We start from the raw sequence: 17,133 nt of genomic DNA, 5'->3' as shown, positions 1-17,133 counted from the left end.
ACCTGCCCTGCTTTCCCTATCGATGGGCTCGGGCGGACAGCCACAACCTTCCTTCTCCCCGCAGGCGGGGAGAGGGTGCCGGCAGGCGCATGAGGGAGAGCCCTGTCGCGCCGCTGAGCGTGAGGACACAACGGAGATCACGGGACCCATGGCGACCATCGCTGCAAGCAAGCCGACACCGGCCACGAACGCGCAGGGGCGCAAGGCCTTAGGCTTTCGTCTGCCGCCGCGCACCGTCTCCTATCTGCAGTCTGCGCCGCTGATCGCCATCCTCGGCTTCTTCTTTCTGCTACCGATCCTGATGATCCTCGTCGTCAGCTTCTGGGACTATGATTTCGCAGGTCTCTATCCGGATTTCCTGACGATGAACTACGAGGAGACGCTGGGCTCCTGGGTCACCTGGAAAACCTACCTCAATACCTTGAAATATACCGTCGTCGTCTGGGCGCTCACGACCTTCATCGGTTTCTGGGTCGCCTATTTCCTGGCGTTTCACATCCGCACGACGACGATGCAGATGGTGCTTTTCCTTGTCTGCACCGTGCCGTTCCTCACCTCCAACATCATCCGCATGATCTCGTGGATTCCCGTGCTCGGACGCAATGGCCTCGTGAATTCGACGCTGATCGAAATGGGCATCATTCCCGCGCCGATCGAGTGGCTGCTTTACTCCGAGTTCGCCGTGATCCTGGCCATGGTGCATCTCAACACGCTGTTCATGGTGACGCCGATCTTCAACACCTTGATGCGGATCGACAAATCGCTGATCGAGGCGGCGCGGGATGCAGGTGCCACAGGTTGGCAAATCCTCTGGAACGTCATCATTCCGCTCGCCAAGCCCGGCATCGCCATCGGCTCGATCTTCGTGGTCACGCTCGTCATGGCGGATTTCTCCACCGTGCAGGTCATGTCCGGCGGGCAGAGCGCGTCGGTGGCGCTCATGATGCGCAACCAGATGTCGCTGCTGCAATATCCGGCGGCAGCGGCGAACGCCGTCGTTCTGCTCATCGTCGTCCTCCTGATGGTGGCCGCGATCCTGCGCGTCGTCGATATCCGCAAGGAGCTGTGAGATGAACCACGAGAAACGCACCTTTGAATTCTATGTGCTCGCCGTTTTCTTCGCGCTGTTCGTGCTCTTTCTCTACGGCCCGCTGTCAGCGGTCCTGATCCTGTCGTTCCAGGGGCCGAACGGCGGTCTGACCTTCCCGATGAACGGTGTGTCCTTGCGCTGGTTCTACAATCTGTTCGAGCAGCAGGCGGTCGGCAATTTCGGCGCGTCGTTCCGGCGGTCGTTCTTTCTCGGGATCATGGTCATGGTCGTCAACGTTCTGGTGTCGCTGCTGGCGGGGCTCGCTTTCCGGCGCACGTTCCGCGGAGCGACCACCCTGTTCTATCTGACGGTTGCCAGCCTCGTCGTCCCCTCCATCATCATCTCGCTTGGCATCGGCGTGGTCTTCCAGCAGTTCGGTCTCAAGCCCGCCTGGTATTCCTCGGCCTTCGGGGCGCACCTGACGTGGACGCTGCCTTTCGGCGTGCTCATCATGTTCGCCGTCTTCAACCGGTTCTCGCCGGCCTATGAGGAGGCGGCGCGCGATCTCGGGGCGAGTTCGTGGCAGACCTTCCGCCATGTCGTGCTGCCGATGATTGCGCCGAGCCTGATCGGCGTCGGGCTGTTCGGCTTCACGCTGTCCTATGACGAATTCGCGCGCACGCTGATGACCTCGGGCACCTACAACACCCTACCGCTCGAAATCTACGCCATGACCACCAATGTCACCACGCCGGTGCTGTACGCGCTCGGCACGGTCACCACCGTGTTTTCCTTCACCGTCATTCTGCTCGCGCTCGGCATCATCCTGATGCTCGGTCGCAAGCAGGCCAAGCTGGTCTGATGTCCCGTATGCGCATTCTTGTCGTCAATCCGAACACCACGGTTTCCATGACCGAAAAGGCGGCGGAGGCGGCGCGCCTCGTCGCCGCACCGGGGACGACGATCATGGCGGCCACGGCCGCGATGGGGCCGGCCTCGATCGAAGGGCATTACGACGGCGCGCTTGCGCTGCCTGGCCTGCTCGCGGCCATCCGGGACGGCGAAGCGGCAGGCGCGGAGGCGGCCGTCATCGCCTGTTTCGACGATACGGGGCTCGACGCCGCACGTTCGCTCGCCTCCATGCCCGTGCTCGGGCTTTGCGAAAGCGCGCTCGTCACCGCCGGCTTTCTCGCGCAGCGGTTCACCGTCGTGACCACGCTCGAACGGTCCCGCGTGCTTCTCGAAAACCTGACGCGCCATTATGGCTTCGGCGGGCGTGCCAAGGTTCGGGCCGCGGATATTCCTGTCCTGGACCTCGAAAAGGAAGGGTCCGGCGCTCTCGACAAGCTTCGCCACCAGATCGAACGTGCACTTGCGGACGATGGTGCGGAAGCGATCGTGCTCGGTTGTGCCGGCATGGCGGACCTTGCCCACGACCTGCAGACCATCTATCGCGTGCCGGTGATCGATGGTGTGTCCGCCGCGGTCAAGCAGGCCGAGGCCCTGATCGCCCAGCGGCTGACCACCAGCAAGCGGGGTTCCTATGCCTCGCCCTTGGCAAAGGCCTATTCCGGCGCATTGCGCGACTTCGCGCCCACCGCGACGTCCTGAATCCCGTCGTCATCGGAGCCGGTTGGCGCGCGTCAAAGTGCGGCTAGGTCGTGGGCTGGGCGCCATCGTCCGAGACCTGACGTCCGTACCGGCACGTCGAAGGGTCGCATGTCCTTTCCGTCAGCGCTTGCTATATCCTTCGGACAGAAGGGCGCGGGTCACTGTGCTCCGGCCGGGCTTGCGGGAAGAGGATGACATGAGACGGGATGCGGATGTGGTCGTGGTTGGGGCGGGCTTCACCGGCTTGGCGGCCGCGCGGGCCCTGGTCGATCGTGGGGTGTCCGTCATCGTGCTCGAGGCCCGTGCCGAGGTCGGTGGCCGCGTTCGTTCGTTCATGACGTCGGATGGCGTACGGCGGGATGCCGGCGGTCAATTCCTCTGCGACGACATGCCAGAGGTGATGGCTCTCGTGCGGGCAGCGCGCCTCGAGATGGTCGAGACCCGCTGGAGAGGCGCGGCAAAGACCGTGTCAACGACGGCGTCCCGGCGTGTCCCCGAACACGAGAACACGCTTTTTGCCCGGATGTCGTCTGCCGATCCCGCGGACCCCGCTCTTGCCGGTCTTTCGATTGCCGACTGGCTCGACGCACAAGAGGCGACGGACGAGGCCAAACGGCAGTTTCTCAGCATGGTGCACGGGCTCTGGTGCCTGCCGGCAGAGGTAATCCCGTTTTGGTATCTCGTCGACAGCGACCGCCGGAATACGGCCGAGATATCGGAGCTCCAGTACTTCCTGAAGGACAGCGCGGCGGCCTTGGCCGACAGCATGGCTGACGACCTCGGGCCTTCCCTTTCTCTCGCGACGCCGGTCTCCAGCATTCGGCGCGAGGCGGATCATGTCGTCGTGACGACGGACGATCGGCAGGTGACCGCGCGGCATGTGCTCGTGGCCGTCCCACCCGTCCGGGCGCGCGAGATCGTCCAGCACCCGCCGCTGCCGGCGCCGCTTGCACATGCGCTCGGCGGCTGGCGGAGCGGGGCCGTCATCAAGATCCTGCTGCGCTATCCCCGACGCACGTGGCCGCCTGCGGTTTCCTCCGGGCTCTCGTGGGACGACGTGAGCGGACTTTACGCGTTCGACGTCAGCCAGGACGAGACCCATGCCGGTTTCGTGGTGTTCATCGGCGGACCTCTGGCGCTGGACTGGCGCGCCCGCGGCGAGGCCTTCATCGTGCAGACCGTGCGGGAGCGCATGGCCGCCGTGCTCGGCCCGCAAGCGCCGGAACCGCTCGAACTCATCCTGCACGACTGGACGGATGACCGATGGAGCGGCGGTGGTTACAGCGACGTGATCGTCGATCCCGAGGCCCATGACGCCGAGGCGCTTCTGCAAGCAGGCGTCGGCCGCGTGACCTTCGCGAGCTCCGAGCTTTCGCCGTCCTTCCCCACCTATATCGAGGGCGCGATCGTCGCCGGACGGCTCGCAGCCGCAAGACTTGCGGATCGCCTTGTGGCCGACGGTACGGCTCATAACGACGCGATGGCCCTCCCGCGATGAAACATCGTGAAGGATTTGCGCCTACTTGCCGAAGAAGCCGGGGCGCATCTTCTCGCCGATCAGGCAATCCATGGCGGCCGGACTGGCGGCAGGGATGATGCGGACGGATGGCTGCCGTCCGCTTACTTCCATCACGAGCTTCTGCCGGATGGCGACGCCGAAATCGTCCGGATTGTGGATCGGCAGAACGAACGAGCCGGGCCCGCCGATCACGCAGTCACCGTAATACCGGTCGAGCCGAACGCCCACGCCGGTCGGGCGGATGATGATGGCAAGGCCGTTGACGACGACACCGCTGCGCACTGCGGTATCCCGGGCGGGCACGACCGGTGGCCCGAGATTGTTGGGCCCGTCACCCGAGACATCGATGACGCGCCGCTGACCTAAAAAGGCATTCGTGTCGATCAGGCCGCTCGCATAGGTCAGCGCATTGGAAATGGACGTGCCCCGGCGCGTGGTGATGGGCTTTGCAGCGATGTCGTCCGCAAAGGCCGCGGCGTCGGCTGCCGATGCAATCACGCGCCAGTCGACGCGTGAGCTCTCGTTGACGCTGCCGGCCCACTCGAAATAGCTGATGGCGATCCGACCGATCAGCCCACCGCGGACCGCATCGATGAATTCCCTGTGACGCAGGGCGTCCAGATAGCCGGCGCGCTGGATGCGGGCCTCCTCGAGATCCATCGATCCGGACATGTCGACAGCCAGAACCAGTTCGACATCGACCTCGCGGCCGGCAGGCTCGGCCGCCGTCCAGACGGGGCTCGCTCCGGTCAGATCGGGGCCCGGTCGAAGGGCCTCGCCGGAAAGGCCGAGCAGCAATGCAATTCCCGCCAAGATCATGTCATCCAATCCCCGCTTCGCACCGTAGAAGCGAACATTAACACAACGGGTGATGGCGGCGACCGGTAAGCGGCTGCAGGATGTCAACACTTGGTGAGACCATTAATTTTGAGAACGAGATGTGTGGCACGCCAAGCGCGCCCGCGTATGAGGAGTTGAAATGCTTTTCAAGGACACGACGGACGTCGGTCTGATCGACCGATTCCAACTGGGCGCATTCCGCTATTTCATGCGGTATACCGATCCGGTGACGGGCCTGGTGGCCGACAGTTCGCAGGAGGGTTCGCCGGCCAGCATCGCGGCCACGGGCTTCGGCCTGTCTGCACTGCCGGTCGGGGTGGAGCGGGACTGGTTGTCGCGCGAAGACGCTGCCATGCGGGCGCTGAAAACCCTGCGCTTCCTGCGGGACAGCGAGCAGAGCCGCGATACGCTCGCGACCGGTTACAAGGGGCTCTACTACCATTTCCTGGATATGAAGACCGGACAGCGGGCATGGCGGAGCGAGATCTCGCTGATCGACAGCGCGCTGCTGATCGCGGGCGTCATCACGGTGGGCGCCTATTTCTCCGAGAATACGCCTGCCGAGAAGGAAATCCGCGATATTGCCGACATGGTCTATGCGCGCGCCAACTGGGCCTGGGCACTGGACGAGCAGGATACGCTTGCGCTTGGCTGGAAGCCGCGGAGCGGATTTCTTCCGTTTCGGTGGCACGGCTACAGCGAGGCGATCATCCTCTACACGCTGGCGCTCTCATCGCCCTCCTACCCGATCCCGCCCAAGAGCTATCTGAGCTTCGGCAATCAGTGCGACTGGAAAGAGGCGTTCGGCAAACCGTATCTCTATGCGGGGCCGCTGTTCATTCACCTCTTCTCGCATGCCTGGATCGATTTTCGTGGCATCCGCGATGCGGCAATGACCGAGCATGACAGCGACTACTTCGAGAACACGCGCCTGGCGATCGAGGTGCAGCGCGACTACGCGGCGCGCAACCCCGAAGCGTTCGTCGGCTACGGCAAGGACTGCTGGGGCCTGACGGCCTGTGACGGTCCGGAACGGTCTCGGCGTCTGCGCGATGGTCGCCAGCAGCATTTTTCCGGTTATGCCGCACGGGGTGCGCCGTCCGGACCGGACGACGGAACGCTGGCCCCCTGGGCGCCGCTCGCCTGCCTGCCGTTCGATGAAGGCGCAGCGCTTTCGGGAACGCGGCACATCCTCAGTGCCTATCCCGGTGTCGTCGATGAGGACGGTTTTATCGGCAGCTTCAATCCGAGCGTCCCCGCCCGCACGGCGGAGGGCTGGATGAACACGCGCCGCATCGGTCTCGACCAGGGACTTCTCCTGATGATGATCGAGAACCATCGAACCGGGTTCTTTTGGAACCTGCTGCGACAGTCGGCGCCGATCCGGCGCGGGTTGAAGCGTGCGGGCTTTACGGGCGGCTGGCTTTAGCCCGGACCGATCGATCCGGGCCATCTTGCGTCCGCCTCAGGTCTTGGGGACAAAGCGATCGTTGATCGCGCCGGAAACGGTCCCAAGGACAAGCCAGAACGCGAGCGTGGTCGCGAGCGCGGCGACCGCGAACTCCGCACCGAGAACGGCGGGTACCGGACTTGCAAGATCGCCGGGCTGGGGCGCGCCGTAGAGATGAGGCACGGCGAGAAGGCCCAATCCGGCCGCCTTGGCCCAGATCTCTTTGCGAAGCGCGATGATGCCGAGGCCGATCGCCGAGAGCACCGTCGTCATGAGCCACCAGGTCTGGCGATCAGCGAGATCGCCTGCCGGGAAGCCCGGGAGCTCCGGCGGCAGACCCAATGCCGGCAGCAGGTGAACCGACAGCCAGCCCAATGCGCCCCAGGCAAGGCCGGTGCGCAAGGTCGGTGGCCTGCCCAAGGCGATGCCGAGGCCGCCGAGGATGAGGCCGAAACCGGCCCCCGTCACCAGGTTGGCGATCAGCGTGCCGGAGAAACGGCTCATGCCGAACAGGGTGCCGCCTTCTTCGTGTTCCGCGCCGTCATGTGCGTAGGCGGCCGGGATCGGGTCAAGAGCGGCGGCGAGGGACTGGAGAAACGTGTCGCTTGCTCGCGACGAATGCTCGTGAGCGGGCGTCGCGCCCGATCCGGGTGCAGCCTCGTAGGTTTCGGCTTTCAAGATGAGGGGCGTGAGCCGAAGTTCCTGTGCGGCTGTCATGAAAATGCCGGCAATGAGGCCCGCGCAGATGGCGGCCAGCAGGGTTCTGACGATCATGGATAGTCCTTTGAAGCAGCGCCTTGCGGCCTGCTTTGTCCTGTTGTGATTCGGATCGATACGTGGCCCCGGCACGCGGGCGATGCGGTGCTGCCGAGCGGGCGCGCGAAGGCGATCCCGACAGGGCCTGTCTTCCTTGCCGCACCGGCTATCGCACGCGCGTCTTCTCGGCCGGTCCGCTCAGGCGGACGCAGCCCGACCGTTTGCCTCGGCCACGGTCAGCGTTCGGTCGGAGATCCCAAGCCTAGTGGCAGGGGAAACCGAACGAGTGGCGGACGTCGTGCGCGGTGTCGTGCAGCGCCGACGAATGGGCGAGGCCCGCTCCGAACACCAGAAACGCCCCGATGAACAGGGACAGCAAAGCCGCGATCATGCGGTCATTGAGGGAAAGCGAAACGCCCGATGCGTTGGTAACAGCCATGACAACCTCCGTGATGGCACCGTGGGACATGTCCCACTCCTTTGGGCGATATGCCCGACATCAATCGGCAGGTTTCCTGGCTCGCGGCGTCTGATGCCTTCCGGCATCGTCGGATCCTTCTCGCCTTCCCGCAGGTCCGGGCGTGCCCGTCTCCACAGTGGCTTCTACCGGATGCCCGGTATGAAAGACCCTGACCGCTCTACAGTCGCGGGGTCGGCCGTGATGAAGGTGCCGCACTGGGTCCACCCGTCACGTTCCCATTTACTCCCCGAATGGTTCGACATCCGGAGAACCTCTTGATGCGGGTCACTATGACGGGTGCAGGGCGCCTGTCAATCGACTGTTTGCTCGCGTCGTCCGTCGTCCCCTGGGAGCGTTGCCGCAAGGGCCGCCAGCTGGTCGGCGCATTTGCCCCAACCCTCGTGAAAACCCATCTGCTCATGGGCATCGCGATCTGTCTTCGTCCAATGGCGGACGCGAGCGGTGTAGAGCGTTCCCCCGTCTGCGGGATCGAAGGTGATGATGCCGGTCATGAAGGGTTTTTCGGAGGGTGTCCACGCGTCGATATAGGCATCGGTGAAGACGATCTTCCGATCGGGGACGATCTCGAGGTAGACGCCCCGATTGGGCATTTCTTCGCCTTCGGGGCTCTGCATGACGATGAGGTTCCCGCCGCCGACGCGCAGATCCACCTCGGCCGCGGCAATGGTCCAGGGTGGCGGAACGAACCACTGCTGGATCAGCGCAGGCTCCGTCCAGCACCGGAACAGGGCGTTCGGCGTGGCGGCGATGTGGCGGGTGATGACGAGGTCGCGATCGTCGGCGGCAGTGGCTTGGGTCATGCGCGGGATCCTGGAGCGGCGGGTCTTCCTGCCGAGTTTCCGTCATTGCGGCGTGACTGTCGAGACCCTGGCGAGAGGCATTGCCCCGACCCCGACATCATGGACCGGCGGGCGAGGACTGGATCTTGACGATCGTCGCGGTCCAGCGCGGCGCGTCCGGTGGGCCGGTCTTCGGCGATGGGAAGACGAGCGTCGTGCGGAGCGCGGCGGAATGGCCGGGTGATATCCGGGCAATCACCAGAGCGTCGTCGCGGCCGATCGTACGGCACGCGCCGCCGGGGCAATCGTCGAGCGTCACGTCGAGGGTAAAATAGTCGAGGAAAGCCGCGCTGTCGTTGTGGATCGTGGCCGTTACGACATAGCTGCTGGCCGGCGTGCTCTTCTCGAATGTCAGGTTTTCCAGCCGGATTTCGGTTGGCGCAATCCTGTCGACGGGGCGGTCCGCCGTGACGGGCGATACGGGGTCGCGGGGTCTAGCATTGTCATCCATGCGCCAGACAACGAAAGCGCTGATCAGCCCGATGGCGACGAGCACGGAGAGCGCCGGCTCGGCAATCCGGCGAAAGCGCGGATTGCGAATGGCAAGGCCGACAATCAGAAGGCTTGCGCCAGCAAGCAATATCCACACCATGAACGGCCTCCCCATGTGGGTTCATATAGGGGCGCCCATGTCGGGGTCAAAGCGCGGGGCCGGATAGATGCGGGAACAAAGGGTGGGTGGTCTAGTTCTCCCAGCGCAAGAACACCGTTTGAACCGGCGCGCGGATCCATCGCGCGCGGACCATCCAAAGGAGAGAACAATGGCAGCGAAAGCACTCGAAGATCTGTTCCACGACATGCTCAAGGACGTCTACTATGCCGAACGCAAGATCGTGAAGACACTTCCGAAGATGGCCCGCGGCGCACAGAGCCCCGAACTGAAGGCTGCATTCGAGAAGCATCGGGAAGAAACCGAAGGTCAGATCGAACGCCTGCAGCAGGTCTTCGAGATCTTCGGCAAGCGTGCGACCGGCAAGACCTGCGCCGCGATCGAAGGCATTATCGAGGAAGGCGAAGAGGTTCTTGAGGAATTCAAGGGATCGCCCGCCGTCGACGCAGGGTTGCTCGCCACGGCGCAGGCCGTCGAGCACTATGAAATGGCCCGCTACGGCACGCTGAAGACGTGGGCCGGTCTGCTGGGTCTCGACGAAGCGGTGAAGCTGCTCGACGAGACGCTGAAGCAGGAAGAAAAGACCGACGCCGACCTGACGACGCTGTCGAAGGCCGTCAATGCCAAGGCGATGGACAAGGCGAAAGCCGCCTAAGCTTGGTCTTTCCAGTTCATTGATGACGCCGGCCGGAGCTCTCCGCGCCGGCGTTTTCATGTCTTCAAGAAACCTCAACGCTGAAGGCTGATCCAATAGGCGCCTTCAAAGGGGACGGCCGCGAACCGTCTGTTGATTTCGGCAAGCGTCGCTTCGGGATCCAGATCCGCGAAAAGCTCCGGCCGCAGCCAGCGGGCGAAGGCCTCGGCTGCCAGTATATTGAGCGGGACCGCGTTGAAGAAGTTCCACAAGCCATGGACCCGGCCGTCGCGAACAGCCTTGAGGTTGGACAGTATGGGTGAGGCGACGACCCGCGTCAGTGTCTGGCGGGCATCGTCGCTGGTCACGCCTGGCCCGATGGAGAACGCGCTGTACGTGCCGCCGGGTGACCCTGTGGCGATGTAGACATCGGGATTGGCGGCGATCAGATACTCCGTGCTGATGACACCGCCCTGCGCCGGGAGATTGCCATCGGCGATGTTCCGGCTGCCGGTCAGGCCGATGAACGCTCCCAGGCCCCCTGTGCCGTAGGCGTAGCAGCACGTCTCCGGGTTGGGAAAAGCATCCATGAGCACCGTCGGGCCGGGTGCGGTTGTCTGCGCCACGCGATCGCGGATGCGCTGCAGGTGCGTCTCGTAGAACGTTGCAAAGGCTTCGGCCTGGGCTTCGCGATCGAGAACCGTGCCGAGGAGACGCATGGCGGACGGCGTGTTCTTCAGCGCGTCGCTGTTGAAATCGACGATGACGACCGGAACGTCGGTGCTTTCGAGATAGTCGATCGCACGCTTGCCAAGCTCGGTATGGGCCTGCCAGTTCGCCATGATCGCCAGATCCGCTTTCAGCGAAAGCATCGTTTCGAGAGACAGGCCGTCTCCCGTACCATCCCCGATGATCGGTAGCTTGGCGATATCGGGGAACTGCTTCTCGAAGGCCGCGTAGATGTCCGGATTGTCCGCCTTCATATCGCCAGACCAGCCCGCAAGAAGGCTGACGGGATCCGGGTGAAGAAGGGAGAGGGCGACGAGGTTGAATCCGCTGCCCAAAAGGATCGCCTTCGGCTTTTTCCCGATCGTCACGATGTGTCCGAGAGAGTCCTTCACTGTCAGCGGATAGGTCGTCGCCATCGCCGAGCCGGATGACACGATGCTGCCGAGCGTCATGAAACAGACGAGAACGGCAAAGAGCGGGCGGCGCAGCATCGACCTCAATGTCCCTGCTGCGTGGCCGGGCCGCGCTGGCTCGGCAAGGCACAGAGAGCGCCGCAGCTCGGAATGCCCGGGAGCAGGTAGCGCAGGCAGCACACCTTGCGGCGGCAAACCGTGGTCTCGCCGGCGGGCTCATGCCGCAGACAGCCGCGGAACGGATTTGCCGACCCGTCGGCCAGAGCAGGCTGCTCGAACAGCTGCCGTGCGGCCCAGCCGTCGCTGTCGCGCGTCGGTGCCGTCGTGTTGAAGGCATAGTCGATGTAGACGGCCGCGTTGTTCCAGGCGAGTTTGGGCGCAAGGCCCGCTGCGGACTTGAGGGCTGCCACCACGGCCGCGAGATGCTGGTGGACGAGCGGGACGACATAACCGTCGACGCCCTCCTGCCGGTTGCCCTCGCTCCAGTCGCCTTCGGTTTCCAGGCCGAAGGCGCGGGGAAGGCCATCGTCTGCCAGCGCGATCGTCATCCTGTCGAGATCGATCGGCAGGACGTAGTCCGCCCGGCGGGCCACGATGAAGGGAATCGTCAAGGCGGCGAAGTAGTAGAGCGACCACATGGAGACGACAGCCCGGCGGTCATGGCCCCCGTGCGTCTGGGCATATCGGTCGAGCGCGCCGGCAAATGCGGCCGACGCGAAGAACCCGGCAAGCGGCTGCGCGCCCGCCAGATCCCGTGACAGCATCATTTTTTCGCCGCACCAGGCATGTTCGCCGGTGAAGATGGACTTCAGTTCCGGCGGGCGGAACGCGTCGGTCGATGTGGAGGAGGGGGGCATGTCCATCTGCGGCTACCAGCTGTACTTGAGCGAACCGATCACGGTGCGCCCCTGGTCGCGATAGCAGAAACCCGCCGAGCACACGGCATCACGCCGATCGAACAGATTTGTGGCGTTCACTTGCAGTTTCAGGCCCTCGTATTTTTTGTCGATGGCGGCAAAGTCGTAGTGCACGGCGGCATCGAAGAGGACCCGCGACGCATTCTTCACGGTGTTGCTGTCGTTGCCGAAGCTCGATCCGATAAAGCGGGCTCCGCCGCCGATGCCCAGGCCGTGAGCGATGGTGCCCTCGGGAAGATCGTAGTTCGCCCAGACGGACGCCATGTGCATGGGCACTGACGACACGAAGTTTCCCTGGCTCTCCTCGGGTCCCTCGACGATCTTCATATGCGTGTACGTGTAGGATGCCGTCAGGGAAAGACCGTTGTCGAGGCTTGTCGTGGCCTCCAGTTCCAGCCCCCGGGATCGAAGCTTGCCGCGCTGCACCTGAATGTTCTCGGGCCCCGTCGGAAGGTTTACGACCTCATAATAGAGGCCATTGTCCTGATCGATGTTGAAGAGTGCGGCGGTCAGAAGCGTGTTGCTGTCGGGCAGCAGATATTTCACGCCGAGTTCCTGCTGCCGGCTTTCCGTCGGATCGAAGGGCCTGCGTGTCTCCTGATTGATACCCGCATTCGGCGAGAAGGCCGTGGAATAGCTGGCATAGGGCGCGAGGCCGAACTCGGTCTCGTAGGTCAGGCCAACGCGGCCGGAAAAGGCTTTGTCGCGCTGCGCGGTGGTGGTCGTGTCGCCTGTGGCCAGCACGGTATCGTCGGTGTCGGTGTCCACCCAATCGTAGCGACCGCCGAGCGTCAGCGTCCAGGCGTCATAGCGGATCTGGTCCTGCACATAGGTGCCGATCTGCCATTGGTCCTGGACGGAGCGCGTTGAAAAAGGAATGGGATCGACGTCGCGCCCTGCATTGGGATTGGCCGTATCGAGCGGCGGTGCCGTGCCCGCACCATCAAGCGACCGGTAGCGAAGCTTCTGGAAATCGAGGCCGAAGAGCAGCGTATGATCGAAGGCGCCGGTGGAAAACTTCGCCTCGATCTGGTTGTCGATGACACCGGCCGTCAGGCGTTCGTCGAACGTCCCGGCGCTGCTGTCGAGCAGGGAGGGGTCGAGCGCATTGGGTGCATAGGCAAAGGCGTAGTCGGCATCGATGTTGAGGGTCGACAGGCGGGCATTCTGCCGAAAGACAAAGACGTCGTTGATCCGCTGCTCGAATTCGTAGCCGATCCGCGCCTGCTTCTGGACAGAGCTGTTGAAGGCCGGATTGCCGCCGAAAATGTCCGTGACCTCACCGGTCAGGGGATCGTTATAATAGGCAGCAGTCCCACCCGACCGTGTACGGGAATACTCTCCGAGAATCGTCAGCTTGGTGTCCTCGTCCGGCTGCCAGGTGACGGCAGGGGCGATATAGGCTCGGTCATCGGCCACGGACACCTGTTCGGTATCGGCGTCGCGCAGCAGACCCGTCATCCGGTAGGTGACGGGATCCGTCTCATTGACCGGGCCGGAGAAATCGAATTGACCCTGGTAGCGCTGGTTGGTGCCGTATTGCAGCTCGATCTCGTGCAGCGGCTCGATCGTCGGCCGCTTGGTGATGAGGTTGTAGAGGCCGCCGGCGCCCGTTGCTCCGTAAAGCGCAGAGGAGGGCCCCCGCAGGATCGAGACAGCTTCCAGGCCGTAGGGTTCCGTCTTGAACAGCGAGGAGCCGGCGCCCGGCTGGCGCAGGTTGTCGCGGAAGATTCCGGAATAGGTGACGTCGAAGCCGCGCACGGAGAAACTGTCGAAGCGCGGATCGAAGCCGAAGGCCCCGACGCGGGTCCCGGGCGTGTAGGCGAGGGACTCCTGCAGCGACTGCGGATTGCGATCCTCGAGCTGCGCCTGCGTGACCGACGAAATCGACTGGGGCGTCTGGAGAAACGGCGTGTCCGTCTTTGCACCCGTTGCGCTTGCAGTGCCGACATAGCCATCGCCGGTAATCACGCCGCCGCTCCCCCCGGTCACGACGATTTCTTCCAGCACCGTTGCCTGTCCGGTCGACGCATCTTGCGCAAAAGCCGGTCCCTGCAGGTCGCAGAGAACAAGCGTCAGGATCGACGAACTGGTAACGAGGGCTGTACGGATGGGAAAGCGGCTTGGCATGCGACCTGTCTCTCGGTGAAAGATGACTTTCACTATCAAGATTCTGTCGCGCTGCCAGCCCGTAAACATGATAATCTTCATCAAGTTTACGGGCTGTGGGAAATGGGCAACGCCTGTCCCCAGGCGCACAAAGGCCGCCGCGGGCGATCAAGCCCGCGGCGGCCCTTAAAGTCTCAGCCCTTGGCCTGCGAAACCAAAGCCGGCTTATCGCGGTAGACCGTCGGGAAAACGGTCTTCAAGTTTTCGATTTTCGGCAGGTCGTTATAGACGATGTAGGGATAGTCCGGGTTCAGGGTCAGGAAATCCTGGTGGTAGGCCTCCGCCGTATAGAAGCCCTTGAGGTCGTCGACCTCCGTGACGACCTTGTCCGGAAACACCTTCGCCGTGTCGAGCTGCGCGACATAGGCGCTTGCGACCTTCTTCTGCTCGGGGCTGAGCGTGAAGATGGCCGAGCGGTACTGCGTGCCGTGATCCGGCCCCTGATAGTTCAGCTGCGTCGGATTGTGGGCCACGGAGAAGAACACCTGCAGAAGCTGGCCGTAGCTGATCTGCGACGGGTCGAAGGTCACTTCGACGGCTTCGGCGTGGCCGGTCTTGCCGCCGCTGACGGTTTCGTAGGACGCGGTGTCCTTCGCGCCGCCGGAATAGCCGGACACAGCGTTGGTGACGCCCTTCACGTGTTGGAACACGCCCTGCACACCCCAGAAGCAACCGCCGGCAAAGACGGCCTTTTCGGTCTTGGCCGAGGTCTTCACATCGATGCTGGGGGGTGGGATGACGACGGCTTCCTCGGCGGCGCCGGCGCGCACGGCGGTGACGGCGATGATCAGAGCGGTCAGCGCGAACGCACCGAGGACGCCCCCGGTGAGGTTGCGACGGAGATTGGAACGAGAGGTCTTCAACATGCGGCAATCCCTGATGGCGCGAAGGGCTCGATCGGCTGGCGACGCGTCGTGATGTTGCGGGGGTATGGCCGGAATGTGGGCCGATCCGATGCCGGCGTCAAATCGCGATTTCGTGTAGTTTCGCGAGCAAGCGATGTGCCGGATACGCCAGGATCCTCAGGATCAGAATCAGGGCGTTCGTGCAGAGCGTGAACGACGCGGATTTCCTGTATCTTCAGAGTCGCTTGCGGCGGGACGCTGATGCAGGCTTCGATCACGTCTCGGGCCACGTCTCGAGCGCCGACACGGACACGCGGCGAGACGTTCGATGCCGATTGCGACATCGAACGCCATGGCGTCACCCGGCGAAGCGGGCCGACGCCGTCTGGACGCGGCCGCCGGTCAGGCTGTCGCTTCGACCTTCGAGAGAGCGATCTCGGCGCGCGCTGCGAGAATCTGGCGTGCCGCATGGGCTGCTTCGCCGCCCTTGATCACGAAATGATCGGTGAAGAAGCGGATGTGCGCCTCGGACTCCTGGAAATGATGCGGGGTCAGGACCGCGGAGAGCACCGGTACGCCCGTATCGAGAGAAACGCGCATCATGCCGTCGAGCACGGTGGAGGCGACGAAGTCATGCCGGTAGATGCCGCCATCGACGACGAAGGCGGTGCCGAGAATGGCGGAGAACCTGCCGGTTCTTGCCAGGGTCTGCGCGTGAAGCGGGATTTCCAATGCGCCGGGAACGTCGAAGATCTCGACATCGGCCGCGTCGCCGCCAAGGTCCTGCCAGCGGGAGACGAAGGCGTTGACGCACTGGTCGACGATGGCGGAATGCCAGCGCGCGCGGATGACGGCGATTTTCTGTGTGGGGTGGGAGAGGATGGTCATGCAGGTGGCCTTTCAAGGGTTAGCCGTTCGACGGGATCCCTTGGGCGAACACGCGGCCGCGACCAGGCCCATGACGAGCCTGCCCTGCCGTTTGCTCTCTTTCATCCGGACTATACCGTCGGCCCCGGAATCACACCGGATCTGCTGACCTTCATGCCGTGCGGCATATGCCGGCAGACCTGAAGCGCTCGCGGGCTCCAGGCATTTCCGCCTGTTACCGCCGGTGGGGAGTTTCGCCCCGCCCTGAGAACGTACTTGATGACTATAAGCATCTGCAGCAGGGGATCAAATCTACTTTTTTCCCGAAGCGCCATTTTTGCAGAAAACTATTCCCGGACGATGAGGAGGTCGCCTGCCGTGAAGCGCAGGGTTACCGTTTCGCCGATCGCAGGCGGCTTCACGCCGGGGTTGTTGAACGTGTCGAACGAGATGACGCTCTCGCCAATCTTCATCCGCGTGCGGATGACGGAGCCGAGGAAGTTGCTGGCAACCACGCTGCCGGTCAACGCCGTGTCGCCCTTGGCGTCCGCGGCGATGGACCCGGCTTCCGGCCGCAGTGCGAGTGAAACCGTGTCGCCGGCCTTTGCCGCGCCGAGCGGTTCCCGCAGCGTGATGCCCTGGTCACCGATGGCGATGCGGTTTGCCGCAGGGTCCAGCACCGTGGCCTCGATCAGGTTCAACGTTCCGACGAAAGAGGCGACAAAGCGGGTGGCGGGACGGTTGTAGATCTCGAACGGCGTTCCGATCTGGTCGGCGCGTCCCGCATTCATGATGACGATCCGATCGGAAATCGACAGCGCCTCTTCCTGATCATGCGTGACGAAGACGGTGGTGATGCCGAGCTTCTGCTGGATCATGCGGATCTCCTCGCGCAGCGAGACACGGATCTTCGCATCCAGTGCCGAGAGAGGCTCATCGAGCAGCAGGACCTGCGGCTTCGGCGCCAGGGCGCGCGCGAGTGCCACGCGCTGCTGTTGTCCGCCGGACATCTGGTAGGGATAGCGATCCGCGAGATGCTCGAGATGGATGAGCGCAAGCATCTCCTTCACACGCGCGTCGATCTCGGGCTTCGGCGCGCCGGCGACCTTGAGGCCGAAGGCAACGTTGTCGCGGACCGTCATATTGGGAAACAGCGCATAGGCCTGGAACACCATGCCGATATTGCGCTGGTTCGGCTTCAGCTCGGTCTGGTTCCGGCCGTTGATCATGATCGTGCCGGAAGAGGGGGTCTCGAAGCCTGCGATCATGCGCAGGACCGTGGTCTTTCCGCATCCGGACGGACCGAGAAACGAGACGAATTCGCCTTTCTCGATCGCCATGTCGAAGTCGTGCACGACCTGCGTCTGGCCGAAGGATTTCCGGATATGGGTCAGGGTAAGAAACGACATGGAGCCTTTGACCT

General features: G+C 63.6%; 17 protein-coding genes and 2 riboswitches. Of the genes, 6 read left to right on the top strand and 11 right to left on the bottom strand.

Annotation, left to right across the window (positions count from 1 at the left end; genetic code table 11):
• Positions 1-148: 148 nt before the first annotated feature.
• From ASG25_RS13395 to ASG25_RS13380, 4 genes are all read left to right on the top strand, one after another.
• The gene (locus ASG25_RS13395; RefSeq protein WP_062474263.1) at positions 149-1,069 is read left to right on the top strand and encodes an ABC transporter permease; all 921 of its coding nucleotides are present in this window, start codon (positions 149-151) and stop codon (positions 1,067-1,069) included.
• Between the two features lies 1 nt (position 1,070).
• Entirely contained in the window at positions 1,071-1,892 is an 822-nt protein-coding gene (locus tag ASG25_RS13390) for an ABC transporter permease (RefSeq protein WP_062474261.1), read from the top strand.
• Positions 1,893-1,900: 8 nt separating this feature from the next.
• Complete coding sequence (locus ASG25_RS13385) at positions 1,901-2,641, top strand: aspartate/glutamate racemase family protein (protein WP_062474259.1); 741 nt, start codon at positions 1,901-1,903, stop codon at positions 2,639-2,641.
• Positions 2,642-2,837: 196 nt separating this feature from the next.
• Entirely contained in the window at positions 2,838-4,139 is a 1,302-nt protein-coding gene (locus ASG25_RS13380; protein WP_062474257.1) for an FAD-dependent oxidoreductase, read from the top strand.
• Between the two features lie 21 nt (positions 4,140-4,160).
• Here the strand turns inward: ASG25_RS13380 and ASG25_RS13375 are convergent, their stop codons facing one another.
• Positions 4,161-4,979, bottom strand: a complete 819-nt coding sequence (locus ASG25_RS13375) for a DUF1194 domain-containing protein (protein WP_156379661.1) — start codon at positions 4,977-4,979, stop codon at positions 4,161-4,163.
• Positions 4,980-5,139: 160 nt separating this feature from the next.
• Here ASG25_RS13375 and ASG25_RS13370 point away from each other — a divergent pair, with 160 nt between their 5' ends.
• Positions 5,140-6,429 carry a glucoamylase family protein gene (locus ASG25_RS13370; RefSeq protein ID WP_062474256.1) on the top strand — a complete coding sequence of 430 codons (1,290 nt, stop codon included), beginning with the start codon at positions 5,140-5,142 and terminating at the stop codon, positions 6,427-6,429.
• Between the two features lie 36 nt (positions 6,430-6,465).
• Here ASG25_RS13370 and ASG25_RS13365 read toward each other — a convergent pair whose 3' ends face one another.
• The 4 genes from ASG25_RS13365 to ASG25_RS13350 form a co-directional block, all read right to left on the bottom strand.
• Positions 6,466-7,224: a CbtA family protein gene (locus ASG25_RS13365; protein ID WP_062474253.1), complete on the bottom strand. Its 759-nt coding sequence runs from the start codon at positions 7,222-7,224 to the stop codon at positions 6,466-6,468.
• A 244-nt stretch (positions 7,225-7,468) separates the two neighbouring features.
• A complete protein-coding gene (locus ASG25_RS13360; RefSeq protein WP_062474630.1) occupies positions 7,469-7,645 on the bottom strand; it encodes a CbtB-domain containing protein in 177 nt (58 codons plus the stop codon).
• A gap of 48 nt (positions 7,646-7,693) precedes the next feature.
• Positions 7,694-7,957: riboswitch (cobalamin riboswitch) on the bottom strand.
• Positions 7,958-7,977: 20 nt separating this feature from the next.
• Positions 7,978-8,487, bottom strand: coding sequence for an SRPBCC family protein (locus tag ASG25_RS13355; RefSeq protein ID WP_062474252.1), 510 nt, complete (start codon positions 8,485-8,487; stop codon positions 7,978-7,980).
• Positions 8,488-8,584: 97 nt separating this feature from the next.
• A complete protein-coding gene (locus tag ASG25_RS13350) occupies positions 8,585-9,118 on the bottom strand; it encodes a hypothetical protein (protein ID WP_062474250.1) in 534 nt (177 codons plus the stop codon).
• 169 nt (positions 9,119-9,287) lie between these two features.
• Here ASG25_RS13350 and ASG25_RS13345 point away from each other — a divergent pair, with 169 nt between their 5' ends.
• The gene (locus tag ASG25_RS13345) at positions 9,288-9,791 is read left to right on the top strand and encodes a DUF892 family protein (RefSeq protein WP_062474248.1); all 504 of its coding nucleotides are present in this window, start codon (positions 9,288-9,290) and stop codon (positions 9,789-9,791) included.
• A gap of 74 nt (positions 9,792-9,865) precedes the next feature.
• Here the strand turns inward: ASG25_RS13345 and ASG25_RS13340 are convergent, their stop codons facing one another.
• The 6 genes from ASG25_RS13340 to ASG25_RS13315 form a co-directional block, all read right to left on the bottom strand.
• Positions 9,866-10,951, bottom strand: coding sequence for an ABC transporter substrate-binding protein (locus tag ASG25_RS13340; RefSeq protein WP_062474628.1), 1,086 nt, complete (start codon positions 10,949-10,951; stop codon positions 9,866-9,868).
• A 44-nt stretch (positions 10,952-10,995) separates the two neighbouring features.
• Positions 10,996-11,775 (bottom strand): siderophore-iron reductase FhuF, encoded by a 780-nt coding sequence (gene fhuF / locus ASG25_RS13335; RefSeq protein WP_062474246.1) that lies wholly within the window; start codon positions 11,773-11,775, stop codon positions 10,996-10,998.
• Between the two features lie 6 nt (positions 11,776-11,781).
• The gene (locus tag ASG25_RS13330; RefSeq protein WP_062474244.1) at positions 11,782-13,959 is read right to left on the bottom strand and encodes a TonB-dependent siderophore receptor; all 2,178 of its coding nucleotides are present in this window, start codon (positions 13,957-13,959) and stop codon (positions 11,782-11,784) included.
• 173 nt (positions 13,960-14,132) lie between these two features.
• Entirely contained in the window at positions 14,133-14,864 is a 732-nt protein-coding gene (gene msrA / locus ASG25_RS13325; RefSeq protein WP_062474242.1) for a peptide-methionine (S)-S-oxide reductase MsrA, read from the bottom strand.
• 381 nt (positions 14,865-15,245) lie between these two features.
• Complete coding sequence (locus tag ASG25_RS13320; protein WP_062474240.1) at positions 15,246-15,731, bottom strand: 6,7-dimethyl-8-ribityllumazine synthase; 486 nt, start codon at positions 15,729-15,731, stop codon at positions 15,246-15,248.
• Between the two features lie 89 nt (positions 15,732-15,820).
• Positions 15,821-15,986, bottom strand: a riboswitch (FMN riboswitch).
• Between the two features lie 71 nt (positions 15,987-16,057).
• On the bottom strand, positions 16,058-17,119 hold the full coding sequence (locus tag ASG25_RS13315) for an ABC transporter ATP-binding protein (RefSeq protein ID WP_062474237.1): 1,062 nt from the start codon (positions 17,117-17,119) through the stop codon (positions 16,058-16,060).
• Positions 17,120-17,133: the final 14 nt, after the last annotated feature.

Source organism: Rhizobium sp. Leaf384 (assembly GCF_001424065.1).
Lineage (GTDB): Bacteria > Pseudomonadota > Alphaproteobacteria > Rhizobiales > Rhizobiaceae > Ferranicluibacter.
This window is presented reverse-complemented; position numbering and strand designations above follow the sequence as displayed.

Bases quoted from the DNA above. Each gene is read 5' to 3' on its own strand.
- ASG25_RS13395 (WP_062474263.1), top strand. From the start codon at position 149: ATGGCGACCATCGCTGCAAGCAAGCCGACACCGGCCACGAACGCGCAG.
- ASG25_RS13390 (WP_062474261.1), top strand. From the start codon at position 1,071: ATGAACCACGAGAAACGCACCTTTGAATTCTATGTGCTCGCCGTTTTC.
- ASG25_RS13385 (WP_062474259.1), top strand. From the start codon at position 1,901: ATGCGCATTCTTGTCGTCAATCCGAACACCACGGTTTCCATGACCGAA.
- ASG25_RS13380 (WP_062474257.1), top strand. From the start codon at position 2,838: ATGAGACGGGATGCGGATGTGGTCGTGGTTGGGGCGGGCTTCACCGGC.
- ASG25_RS13375 (WP_156379661.1), bottom strand. From the start codon at position 4,979: ATGATCTTGGCGGGAATTGCATTGCTGCTCGGCCTTTCCGGCGAGGCC.
- ASG25_RS13370 (WP_062474256.1), top strand. From the start codon at position 5,140: ATGCTTTTCAAGGACACGACGGACGTCGGTCTGATCGACCGATTCCAA.
- ASG25_RS13365 (WP_062474253.1), bottom strand. From the start codon at position 7,224: ATGATCGTCAGAACCCTGCTGGCCGCCATCTGCGCGGGCCTCATTGCC.
- ASG25_RS13360 (WP_062474630.1), bottom strand. From the start codon at position 7,645: ATGGCTGTTACCAACGCATCGGGCGTTTCGCTTTCCCTCAATGACCGC.
- ASG25_RS13355 (WP_062474252.1), bottom strand. From the start codon at position 8,487: ATGACCCAAGCCACTGCCGCCGACGATCGCGACCTCGTCATCACCCGC.
- ASG25_RS13350 (WP_062474250.1), bottom strand. From the start codon at position 9,118: ATGGTGTGGATATTGCTTGCTGGCGCAAGCCTTCTGATTGTCGGCCTT.
- ASG25_RS13345 (WP_062474248.1), top strand. From the start codon at position 9,288: ATGGCAGCGAAAGCACTCGAAGATCTGTTCCACGACATGCTCAAGGAC.
- ASG25_RS13340 (WP_062474628.1), bottom strand. From the start codon at position 10,951: ATGACGCTCGGCAGCATCGTGTCATCCGGCTCGGCGATGGCGACGACC.
- fhuF (WP_062474246.1), bottom strand. From the start codon at position 11,775: ATGGACATGCCCCCCTCCTCCACATCGACCGACGCGTTCCGCCCGCCG.
- ASG25_RS13330 (WP_062474244.1), bottom strand. From the start codon at position 13,959: ATGCCAAGCCGCTTTCCCATCCGTACAGCCCTCGTTACCAGTTCGTCG.
- msrA (WP_062474242.1), bottom strand. From the start codon at position 14,864: ATGTTGAAGACCTCTCGTTCCAATCTCCGTCGCAACCTCACCGGGGGC.
- ASG25_RS13320 (WP_062474240.1), bottom strand. From the start codon at position 15,731: ATGACCATCCTCTCCCACCCCACACAGAAAATCGCCGTCATCCGCGCG.
- ASG25_RS13315 (WP_062474237.1), bottom strand. From the start codon at position 17,119: ATGTCGTTTCTTACCCTGACCCATATCCGGAAATCCTTCGGCCAGACG.